This window comes from Paenibacillus sp. JJ-100, assembly GCF_948329825.1.
In the GTDB taxonomy this organism is placed as follows: domain Bacteria; phylum Bacillota; class Bacilli; order Paenibacillales; family Paenibacillaceae; genus Paenibacillus.
Window position 1 is genome coordinate 83756 of the sequence record NZ_CAOJCM010000011.1, and the last position, 11433, is coordinate 95188.

An 11433-nucleotide genomic window follows, 5' to 3' on the forward strand; every position below is an offset into this window, starting at 1 on the left:
CACTATCTTGAAAATAAGTACCAATTTTGCTCAGGAGGGTGATTCACCATGTTTCAAGCTGTTTCCTATGAAGGAACACGAAGCGAGCAGCACACCGCCGTCCTGGGACAGTTAAGCGCTCTGATCCGCGATGAACCTAACGCAATTGCCAACCTGGCTAATGCTGCTGCGCTACTCAATGTATTTCTAACCGACACCAACTGGGTCGGATTCTATCTGTATGATGGAAAAGAATTGGTCCTTGGACCGTTTCAGGGGTTGCCTGCCTGCATCCGAATTCCGCTTGGACGCGGAGTATGCGGCACATCTGCTGCGGAGAGACGTACACTTGTTGTTGATGATGTGCATGCCTTCCCAGGTCATATCGCCTGTGATGCTGCATCCAATAGTGAAATCGTTGTTCCTATTATCAAAGACGGACAATTATACGGGGTGCTCGATATCGATAGCCCGATCAAAAACCGGTTTGATGATGAAGATCGCATCTTCCTGGAAAAAGCAGTTAGCTTGCTCACCGAGCAGCTCTAATCTGTTCGATTCATTGTAGCAACATTCATTCGAACATGAGGATTACTGTCCTCTCACCTCATGAAGGTCGTATCGATTAAATGTTAACAAAAAGCGCAGCCCTCCCAGAGGTCTGCGCTTTTTGTTGCTATGTTCATACCGATGTTCTTGCCGCCCATATTACTGTATGCAGCTAGGATAGTTCCTGTGCCGCTTTGATGATCATGCCCTCCCGCAGGAACTCAGCCAGCTTGGGATGATAGCCGTCGTACATCTTACGGAAATCGCGCTGCTCGACGTACAGGTTAGCCAAATCACGGTATATTTCAGCCGTGGGAGTATAGTACCCCCTAATCCATTCGAGGTGTCGCCCGATAATTTGCTGCACAGCAGGACTACCCGGTTCGAGGCCAAGCTCCAGGGCCTCTTTTAGATCCAGATGAATCTGCTCGATTCGGGCCTGTGAATCCAGAAAATCCTCCTTGGATTTCATCTGTATCTTTTGAGCTTTTGAGTCATTCGCGGATGAGTTGTGAAGTAAGTCCTCCGTTTGACGTGCTTCAGGGAGCTGGGCATGACGCATATGATGTGTAAAGCCATAATATAATTCATGCTCCTCCATCATCTGTTCTCCTTGCAGATACGAGACCGTTCGATCTAATGTCTGGATCAGTCCGTGTAGGCGAAGAGCTTCCTCCAGAATTCGGATACGATGTTGCTGCATTATACGTACCATTTCCAAAGGCTCTTCTGTGAGCATAGGACCGATTTCGTCTTCCGGTAAGCCAACTTCTTTACAGAATAAAATTTGCTGAAGCTTTAGAAGATCTTTTTTCTCATAATAAATATCCTCATCCAGTCCGCGAAATGAAGGCGATAACAACCCCAGCTCCGCATAATGACCCAACTCATTCAAGCTCACACCTGACATACCGGATACATCCGTCATGGAATAAGCCATATCGTATCACCTCCTAACACATCTGCGTGCTCTGTTTGTTTGTTCGTTAGCTCTATATGTTGCCTGTCTCTGCCTCTACAGATCACCTGCATCTAACAATGTTTGAAAAACATCACAATATCCATCCATATAAGAAGGTAATGAATGCGTATCAAGTAGTAATGAAAGCATGTTACCTAATTAATAATACCCCTTCCTTTAAATGTGAACCTGTATTTCGTGCAGATTAATAGTGTATCTTTTTAAGCAACTTTCGACGGCCTTATTCTCCGTTTCACCAAAAAAATCCTGAACCTCTTAGAGAGGTACAGGATTTCCAGATTTCTTTTAACCTTTGGGTAATTCCCAATTGTATATATTCCCACCATCGCCCTGCTCAATTTTTGTTGAACATGACAAACTTCAATTCTGTCATTTCTTCGGTTGCATACTTCACACCTTCACGCCCGATCCCGCTTTGCTTCACACCGCCATATGGCATGTGATCGACCCGGAATGTTGGAATATCATTGATCATCACACCACCCGCTTCAATCTCATCTACAGCTCGAAGTGCCGTTTGGATATCGCTCGTGAACACGCCTGCCTGAAGCCCGTACATAGAGTCGTTGACATGCTGGATGCCCTCTTCTACGGAATTAACGGTGTTAATGACAACAATAGGTGCGAATACTTCCTGACACGATACCTTAGCGTCACGCGGGACATTCACAAGCACCGTTGGACGCAAAATGCCTCCTTCTGCCTCACCGCCTGCTGCAACCGTTGCTCCTGCCTGCTTCGCTTCCTCAATCCATTCCAGAGTGCGTTGCACATCTTTGGATGTAATGAGAGCCGACACGACAGTATCCTCGTTCAACGGATCACCGATGACCACCTGCTCCGCTGCCTCGGTAAAACGATGTATGAACTCTTCTGCAATCGCCTGATGTACATAGATCCGCTGTAATGAAATACATACTTGGCCCTGATAGGTAAAAGCACCGGTGACACAGCGTGGAATGATCTTGTTCAGATCTGCATCTTTGTCCACAATAACTGCTGCATTAGAGCCAAGTTCCAGCGTAACACGTTTCAGTCCTGCATTGCTGCGGATGCTGGTTCCTACGGCCGGGCTACCTGTAAATGTGATATAAGCAACATCAGGATGCCCTACGAGCACATCACCGATTGTTTTGCCATCACCACTTACGACGTTCAGAGCTCCATCCGGCAGTCCCGCCTCCTGAAGCAAGCTTGCAATGAAATAGGCAGATAGAGGTGTCTGCTCTGCAGGTTTAAGCACGATGGTATTCCCGGCAGCTAGCGCAGGTCCCACCTTGTGCGCCACCAGATTCATCGGAAAATTAAACGGTGTAATGGCTCCGATAACACCGAGTGGCTGGCGCATCGTATAGCCTATACGGCCTTCTCCACCTTTGGCAGCATCCATCGGAACCGTCTCGCCAGTCAGACGTTTCGCTTCTTCTGCGGCAATCTGGTAGGTCTCGATCGTACGATCAATCTCGGCTCTCGCCGCAGTGATCGGCTTGGCTGCCTCCAGTGAAACGATGCGGGCAGCCTCTTCTTTGCGCTCCTCCAACATCGCAGATAGCTTGTACAGCAAGTCTGCACGCTGATGTGCGGGCATCTGGCGCATCGTTTTACGTGCCTCTACAGCCGCAATAATGGCTCTCTCGGTCTCCTCTGCCGAGGCTGAAGCCACCTCTACCAGCGTCTCTCCGGAATACGGCGCCTGGAGTGTTGTATATTGTACCGATTCGGTGTACTTACCACCGATAAACAGATGTTGTTTTTTCATAACCTGCATCCTCCATTCATTCAATTCATCTTCGAACGTCTCCATTGCAAGTCTGTATAGAACCCTACTCTACTTATACACTATTTTCGGCGTATCCACCCAGGTCATACTTCTCATGGCTGGGACACCAGACTTCCACGGGATGAGGTTAACTCGTCAAATAACAAAAAAAGACCCGCTTATGCGGATCTCCATATGACGATCTTGTCCCTGTTTTATAGTTAGCTTCCTGCATGGTTTGAACTTATTGTTTGTCTTGCTCCTTCTGCGCCCTCTGCAACTGTTTCAAACGTCCTTCAACCCGCATAAATAATCTAATTGTATAAAAAACCACAGCAATCAGGCTCAGTACTAAGGCACGCACATCTGTTAGCCAAAAACCGATAACCCCAAAGGCGGTGATAATAAAACCAAACTGCATCATCAACGCCGAGCTGTATCGCTGTGCCTCTTCCCATAACGTGGGGTTACTCATTGCCCGTGGTGTACGATAACCATATATTCCATTAATTTGTTTTGGCGGCTTCTTATACACCATCAATCCCAAAATAAAATAACATACTCCACATATAATCCCTAATAATGCTCCTGCCAAAATATTTCGCTCCTTCTTATCAACTTTCAGGCTACATCATACATCAGCTATATAAATAGTAAAACGGCTCTACGTATATACGCAGAGCCTTGCTGTACGTTTCAACAATTTAAACGTCCTTGATTCGAAGCACTCGCATCGCATTGAGTACGGCAAGCACCGTAACACCCACATCAGAGAACACAGCTTCCCACATGGTGGCGATCCCGAACACTCCGAGCAGCAGAAAAATCGCTTTGACTCCCAACGCGAATCCAATGTTCTGCCAGACGATACGACGCGTGCGTTTCGCAATACGAATGGCACTAGCAATTCTGGAGGGTTCATCCGTCATAATGACGACATCTGCGGCTTCTATCGCTGCGTCCGAACCTAGCCCGCCCATGGCTACACCGACATCTGCACGCGCCAGTACGGGGGTATCGTTAATGCCATCACCAACAAAGATCATCTTCTCCTTCGGTGATTTCACCTGTTCCAGTTGTTCCAACCGTACGACTTTGTCCTGCGGTAGCAGTTCGGCATGAACCTCATCCACACCAAGCTGACGGCCAACAGCCTCGCCTACTGCTTTGGCATCACCGGTTAACATGACCGTTCTACGAATACCGAGCTGCTTAAGTGCCTCGATCGCAGATGCCGAATCGTCTTTCACTTCATCCGCAATGATCAGATGCCCAACATACTGTCCAGCTTCGGCAACGTGCACAACCGTTCCTACAGTTAGTGGTTTCGTATAAACAATGCCCGCCTGTTCCATCAGCTTCGCGTTGCCTGCAAGAACTTCCTGACCGTTTATATGAACTCTAATCCCATGTCCAGCTACCTCGTCATATCCCTCTACACCTTGTATAGGAATGTCTTTCCCCCAGGCGGCATGAATAGATTCTGCTATCGGATGATTCGAGTTTTGTTCAGCAATGGCTGCCAGTCTCAGTAATTCCTCTTCTGAACGCGCACCTTCAGGATGAACAGAGGTAACCTTAAATACACCTTTGGTTAGTGTGCCCGTTTTGTCGAACACCACCACTCTAACGTCATTCAAAGCCTCAAGGTAGTTACTTCCTTTGACCAAAATGCCGTTTCGCGAAGCTGCACCAATTCCCCCGAAGAAACCAAGTGGGATCGAAACAACCAGCGCACAAGGACATGAGATAACGAGAAACACCAGTGCACGATAGATCCAATCAGCAAATGTTGCCCCATTAAGCAGTAGCGGAGGAACCAAGGCAATGAGAGCCGCGAGAATGACAACAACAGGAGTATAATACCGTGCAAATTTGCTGATAAAATGTTCTGTTTTCGCCTTGCGGCTGCTGGCATTCTGCACCATGTCGAGAATTTTGGATACGGTGGATTCTCCAAAGGTTTTGGTGACTTCTATCGTTAACAACCCGTTTTTATTCACAAAACCGCTAAGCACATCACTTCCAGGCTCCAATTCCCTTGGAACAGATTCCCCTGTCAACGCTGATGTGTCGACCATGGATCGACCTGCTTTCACAATGCCGTCCAGCGGCACCCTCTCCCCGGCCTTAACCACGATACGATCACCAATGTTCACCTCTTCCGGCGATACACGCTGCGTTTCTTCCCCTGTACCCGTAAGTATGTTGGCATAATCCGGGCGTATATCCATCAGAGACTCGATGGACTTGCGTGAGCGGTTGACTGCCATACCCTGGAACAGCTCTCCAAGCTGATAGAAGAGCATGACCGCAACACCTTCAGGATACTCTCCAATCGCAAACGCACCAAGCGTAGCGACGGTCATCAGAAAGTACTCATCAAACACCTGACCGCGAATGATATTTTTGAATGCCTGAAGTACAATATCGCCACCCGCAATGATATACGCAACCACATAAAGTGCAATCTGAGCCCAGCCATCCACCGGTGACCAGATCGCTGCAGCAAGCAACACAGATCCAGCAGCCAGCCGGGCTAGCAGCGTTTTGATCTGTCCGGCACCATGTTCGTGCGAATGACCTGCATGAGCGTCATTGCTCTCCGTGTGGCTGTGTGCATGACTGTGACCCTGTTTCTGGCCGTGTTCATGTTCATGAGTATGTGCGTGGGAATGTCCGTCACTGTGATGACTATGGTGATGTGTGCTCGCCCCATTGGTCGAATCCGTATGAGCATGACTATGATGAGAATGAGACTCTCCATCCGAGTGTTCATGGTAATGTCCTTTGCCTTTTTCCGAGATACGGATATGGGGCTCGAGCCGGAGCACCTTCCGTTTCGCTTCCTCCACCACCTGCTCATCCATATCGGATGTGGTGTACATGGATAACGTTTTGGTCACAAAATTCACGGAGCATTCATGAATACCTTTTATTTTACTTACTCCATTTTCAATCTTGAGTGCACAGTTGGCACAATCCAATCCGTCGAGCAGCAGTTCCCTTTTCACCTGTTCCTGTCCGGTTCCCATGTGACTTCTCCCCTTTGCAGTCCGAAAAAAGTTGAATCAACGCATTTTTATATTAGTACTTCATTGAAGGAATAACCCTCCAACTGCTGTTTTCTCCAAAATTTCTGTGATCTCCATACATGAGCAATTGTTCATATGTTATAATTAACCCTATTATATGCACGCCTAAACTGGAGTGTCAACATGAGTTGTTGATTTTGCATACAGAATATGCTAATAGTAATTATTTCGCTTTAGGCGTTTTTTGGATATAATATAACTATCAGTTGTTAAACATAGGCGGTGATAGGCATGGAACAACCGGTTAAAGCTCCACATGATTGCGATGAAACTTGCTCAGGCACAGAAGCCGATGTGCTTACCATTCGCACCTCACTTATAGATCGGCACACCTCTTCCGAGATGGCGGATTGGTTCAAAGCATTTAGTGACCCAACACGTCTACGTATTATTGATGCACTATTACAGAAAGAATTATGTGTGCATGATCTAACGGTACTGCTCGGCATGGGCCAGTCAGCCATCTCCCACCAGCTGCGATCGTTGCGCAATATGCGGATTGTGAAACGGCGTAAGGAAGGCAAGACGGTGTATTACTCTTTGGATGATGCTCACATTGAGCAGATATTCCTCCAAACGCTTCAACATATTAAACACGGCTAGGCTTTGAGCCATCTTGTTTAGATCAACAAAACCCCCGATTCTCGGCACCATGCCGATGAGCGGGGGTTTTGTTGTGTTTAGGGAACCGTTTTAAACATCAGACTTACATGAATCGATTTTACTTACAACTACAGTAACTTGTTATTGTTTGGATCATACAGACCGGATTTGTCCTTAAACAGATTGAAAATATGGGACACCACCACTTTGAGTACTGCGTATCCCGGAACTGCGAGCAGGATGCCCACCACCCCGAACAAATTGCCTGACGTTAGAATGACAAATATAATCGTAATCGGATGAATCTTGAGCGTTTTGCCCATAATCTGTGGTGAGATGAATTTACCTTCAATTAACTGCACTGCAGTCCACACGGCGATCATCTTCAGCAGCATAATTGGCGAAGTGACCAGAGCCACAATCAAAGCAGGTGTAATAGCAATTGCAGGTCCCAGATATGGAACCACACTCGTAAAGGAAGCAATGATCGCAAGAATCAATGCGTAGTCCAGACCGATGATCATATACCCGATGTAGAGCAGTACCCCGATACACATGCTGACGATAATCTGTCCACGGATGAATGAACTGATCTGGTGATTGATATCATGCAACACATGCATTGCACCAGTACGGCTTTTGATTGGCAAAAAGGATAAAATCTTCTCGGGAAGCTTCTTGCCGTCTTTGAGCAGATAGAACAGAATAAATGGCACCGTTACAATCGATAACACCGTCTCGGTAAATGCACCAAGGAACCCGCCCAGCTTGGTCCACGTGGAGTTAAGAATCTCTGTTGCCTTCTCGGAGATGGTCCCCCACCAGTCCTGCCAGTTCATGTTGACGGTCTCCTGCACCTGGCTGAACAACTGACTGCCTGTCAGTTCCTCGAATTGATCCCTCACGGTTTCACTATAGGTAGGGAAATTGTCGATTAGCCCCATGATCTGATGACGTAACACTGGAATGACTGCAAGCACCACCACCGTTAAAACTCCACCGATAGCGAGATATAGAATCAGAATGCCCCAGCCTCGCTTGATTTTCCATCGTTCCATCACATCCACAAGCGGATTCAGAAGGTAATAGAGTATGCCCGATAGAATAATGGGGAGTATAATCGTTTTAATTAGCACGGCCAATGGGTGGAACACAAACGATACCTTGGTCAATACCATAATGTTCAGTCCAACCAACAGCAGAATTAATAGAAACAGTACAAATTTGTTATTCAAAAAGAAGCGTTTGAACCGCTCCGGCCAAACTCGTGTTTGGTTTTCCAACTTGTGCTCAGGTTGCTCCATAGGCTTCCGTCCTTTCTTATGGATCATCATACTGTTTATATCCATTATGTTGTAGGCACATCGAGCTGCTAGCCACAGAATACTCTTTGTGCTTAAAGTTACAATTAACTTGTACAAGCCAACATATGTATAACACTCTCGATTTATACGTATGATCGGTTTGACCGTTTCAAATTCGCCAAGTAAAGTCATTTTACCCCAAAACGACCCCCATGCCCCAATTGGCCCCATTGAAATTATTCCCATGCCAAAAACGGCTCACCTCCTCTGGAGGCGAACCGTTGATCTGCAGCTTGGATTCTATTCACGATCTCCTGCTGCCAAGCAAAAAATTAATGGTTTCCCGCAAGCTGCGAGATTAACTTATACGAGTGCAGTCGTGCTTGATGATCATAGATCATCGACGTAATAATAAGTTCATCTGCTTGTGTCTGGCGGATGAACGATTCAAGCTGTTCGCGTACTTTCTCAGGCGAACCGTTAACCGCCACCTTGAGCGTCTGAGCGACAGCAGCTTCTTCGCGCTCGGTCCATTTGCCATCCATCACTGCTGGTGGCTGCACAAGTCCTGTCGTACCACGGATGATATTCAGAAATTGCTGCTGCATCGTTGTTCCCAGCCAGGCAGCTTCTTCGTCCGTATCTGCCACCACAGCGTTCACACCCAGAATCACATAAGGCTCTTTCAGGTTCTCCGATGGCTGGAAGCTGTTACGATAGGTATCCAAAGCAATACGTATATAATCTGGTGAGAAGTGGCTCGCAAAAGCAAACGGTAATCCCAGCTGCCCTGCCAAGCGTGCACTAAAATCGCTGGAACCCAGCAGATAGATTGGAATGTTCAGCCCTTCGCCGGGTACAGCACGTACGGGTGCATGGTATGATGTCGCCGATGCATCGAAATATGCCCGCAGCTCTGATAACAGCTCAGGGAAATCTTCGCCACTATTCAGATCTTTACGCAGCGCAAGGGATGTACGTCGATCACTGCCCGGTGCACGGCCCAGACCTAGATCAATGCGACCAGGGTATAATGATTCCAACGTACCAAACTGCTCTGCTATGACAAGCGGTGCATGGTTAGGCAGCATAATACCACCAGAACCTACGCGAATCGTTTTGGTCCCTCCTGCGAGGTGCCCAATCACAACAGATGTTGCGGATGAAGCGATACCTGGCATATTGTGGTGTTCAGCCACCCAATAGCGATGATACCCCCACTGCTCTGCATGCTGTGCCAGATCCAGGCTGTTGCGAAGTGCTTCCGCAGGGGTTGACCCCACAACGACTGGTGCAAGATCAAGCACTGACAATTTCACGTCTTTTATATGCTGTTTATGTTGTTGTTCAGTATTCATATACGTTTATACTCCCTTTAGATTATATTTTTGTATATACAGATATATAGATATAGATAAGCGAAAGTTGACTTGGTTTCGTATCAGACACAGCTTATACTACTACGCTATCGCTGAATCCACTCAGAATAACGAAGCTCTAGAGTGAATGTATGCACACATGCTTAAGCGTATATATAGCCGTTCACATCCGGACGGAATCTCCTGCTTGCTGCGTATTGCATCTGATTTCCGTTCCGGCATCCGGCTTACAACTCGTGCTGCACGTACTCCGCGAATGCCTGTATCGTCTCTTCATTACGACGATAGTACGTCCATTGTCCTCTGCGCTCCGAGAGCAGTAACCCCGCCTTGAGCATCGTTGACAAATAGCTGGAGATTACGGACTGAGCCAGTCCAGCCTTCACTTGAATTGTACCCACACAAATGCCACTCTTGCCGCCATCTGGATGTTGAGATAACTCAAGCGGTGAGAAATGCTGCTCTGGGTTTTTCAGCCACAGCAGGATCTGCCTGCGCGTCTCATTGGATAATGCTTTGAAAATAAGTATAGGTTCCATGGGTTAATTATACCCCCTTTCTGTCCTTTTGCCAAACGCCATAAACGAACAAACCGACTCATTAAGAGCCGGCTTAGGGTTTCATATCTGCTGTTCCTTTAATACTGGTTCACAACGAAATGAAGGAGCCCTTGTAGGAATTGTAGGACTTCTATCACTTCAAACCGATAGATATACTGTAAGGACAGTATATAGCTCTTAAAGAATTATTTAATCCAGTGTGTGATTTGTTCAATAGACTGGCGTGACTTCTCCCGGTGTGGCTCCTCTGCACGATAACCAAACGCAGCCATCACCGATACATCCCATGCACCGTCCTCCAGCAGTCCTGCTTCTTCCAGAATGCGATGTACCTCTTCATAGTTGTACCCCTCAATAGGACACGAATCGATGCCAATCTGAGCCGCTGCGGTCATCATATTGCCGAGGGCAATGTAGGTCTGTTTAGATGCCCAGTCGAATAAAGTTTTAGCGTTTTGGAGTAAACCCTGGTTATTCTGAAAATTGCCGTATGCTGCACTTGTCAGCTTAAAGACATCTTCTGGCATGCCCTGAACCTCTTTCAGCATGTACTCCGCATAGGGAGAATTGTAGCTGGCATCTGTGCGTGCCAAGATCACAATAAAATGACTTGCAGTGGCTAACTGCCGTTGTGCACCAGACGACACCTCGGACAGGCGCTGACGGAACTCCGGATTTTGTACAATGAGAAACTTCCAAGGCTCGAATCCAATGGAACTTGGAGACAAGCGGCCTGTTTCAAGTATGAAAGCAAAATCTTCTTCTGTAATTTTGCGTGATGCATCAAATAGCTTCGTGGCATGGCGGAACTGAAAAGCCTGTAAAATCTCTTCTTTTTTCTTTTTTTGTACAGTAACGTCCATATCGCTCCACGTCCTTTTCTCTGTAATTATATTGAGCCTCCGTTATATTCGGTTCTGTTGATGTTAAAAGGCCTACATCTTATTTTAAATGTTATCATCCCAAATGGAAAGTAAGCATCCTATTGGTTTCTGATCTCCTTCGCATTACACTCCTGTTTAATCATGGTAATTTACTTGGATATTTTTAATTAACAATGCAAAAAGACACACCTGATATCATCAAGTGTGCCTTGCTTTGTTTGGCGGCTTCCTACTCTCCCAGGACCCTGCGGTCCAAGTACCATCGGCGCTAGAGGGCTTAACGGTCGTGTTCGGGATGGGTACGTGTGGAACCCCTCCGCCATCGCCACCAAACGGGCA

At 47.0% G+C, this 11433-nt stretch carries 10 protein-coding genes and 1 rRNA gene; 2 read left to right on the forward strand and 9 right to left on the reverse strand.

The window, feature by feature from the left end; genetic code table 11:
• Positions 1–48: 48 nt before the first annotated feature.
• Positions 49–528, forward strand: a complete 480-nt coding sequence (locus tag PQG66_RS23800) for a GAF domain-containing protein (protein WP_272040324.1) — start codon at positions 49–51, stop codon at positions 526–528.
• A gap of 172 nt (positions 529–700) precedes the next feature.
• On the opposite strand, the gene PQG66_RS23805 is transcribed toward PQG66_RS23800, so the two are convergent.
• The 4 genes from PQG66_RS23805 to PQG66_RS23820 form a co-directional block, all read right to left on the reverse strand.
• The gene (locus PQG66_RS23805; protein WP_272040325.1) at positions 701–1468 is read right to left on the reverse strand and encodes a MerR family transcriptional regulator; all 768 of its coding nucleotides are present in this window, start codon (positions 1466–1468) and stop codon (positions 701–703) included.
• Between the two features lie 376 nt (positions 1469–1844).
• Positions 1845–3269, reverse strand: a complete 1425-nt coding sequence (locus tag PQG66_RS23810; protein ID WP_272040326.1) for an aldehyde dehydrogenase family protein — start codon at positions 3267–3269, stop codon at positions 1845–1847.
• A gap of 244 nt (positions 3270–3513) precedes the next feature.
• Positions 3514–3864: an SdpI family protein gene (locus PQG66_RS23815; protein WP_272040327.1), complete on the reverse strand. Its 351-nt coding sequence runs from the start codon at positions 3862–3864 to the stop codon at positions 3514–3516.
• A 109-nt stretch (positions 3865–3973) separates the two neighbouring features.
• A complete protein-coding gene (locus tag PQG66_RS23820; RefSeq protein WP_272040329.1) occupies positions 3974–6304 on the reverse strand; it encodes a heavy metal translocating P-type ATPase in 2331 nt (776 codons plus the stop codon).
• A 291-nt stretch (positions 6305–6595) separates the two neighbouring features.
• Between PQG66_RS23820 and PQG66_RS23825 the strand changes: the two genes are divergently transcribed.
• A complete protein-coding gene (locus PQG66_RS23825) occupies positions 6596–6967 on the forward strand; it encodes an ArsR/SmtB family transcription factor (RefSeq protein ID WP_272040330.1) in 372 nt (123 codons plus the stop codon).
• Positions 6968–7095: 128 nt separating this feature from the next.
• Here PQG66_RS23825 and PQG66_RS23830 read toward each other — a convergent pair whose 3' ends face one another.
• The 5 genes from PQG66_RS23830 to rrf form a co-directional block, all read right to left on the reverse strand.
• Positions 7096–8271: an AI-2E family transporter gene (locus PQG66_RS23830; protein WP_272040331.1), complete on the reverse strand. Its 1176-nt coding sequence runs from the start codon at positions 8269–8271 to the stop codon at positions 7096–7098.
• 332 nt (positions 8272–8603) lie between these two features.
• Positions 8604–9629, reverse strand: coding sequence for an LLM class flavin-dependent oxidoreductase (locus tag PQG66_RS23835; RefSeq protein WP_272040332.1), 1026 nt, complete (start codon positions 9627–9629; stop codon positions 8604–8606).
• A gap of 248 nt (positions 9630–9877) precedes the next feature.
• Positions 9878–10189 carry an ArsR/SmtB family transcription factor gene (locus PQG66_RS23840; RefSeq protein ID WP_272040333.1) on the reverse strand — a complete coding sequence of 104 codons (312 nt, stop codon included), beginning with the start codon at positions 10187–10189 and terminating at the stop codon, positions 9878–9880.
• A gap of 206 nt (positions 10190–10395) precedes the next feature.
• Complete coding sequence (locus PQG66_RS23845) at positions 10396–11073, reverse strand: NAD(P)H-dependent oxidoreductase (protein ID WP_272040334.1); 678 nt, start codon at positions 11071–11073, stop codon at positions 10396–10398.
• Between the two features lie 237 nt (positions 11074–11310).
• A 5S ribosomal RNA gene (rrf, locus tag PQG66_RS23850) occupies positions 11311–11427 on the reverse strand.
• Positions 11428–11433 lie beyond the last annotated feature (6 nt).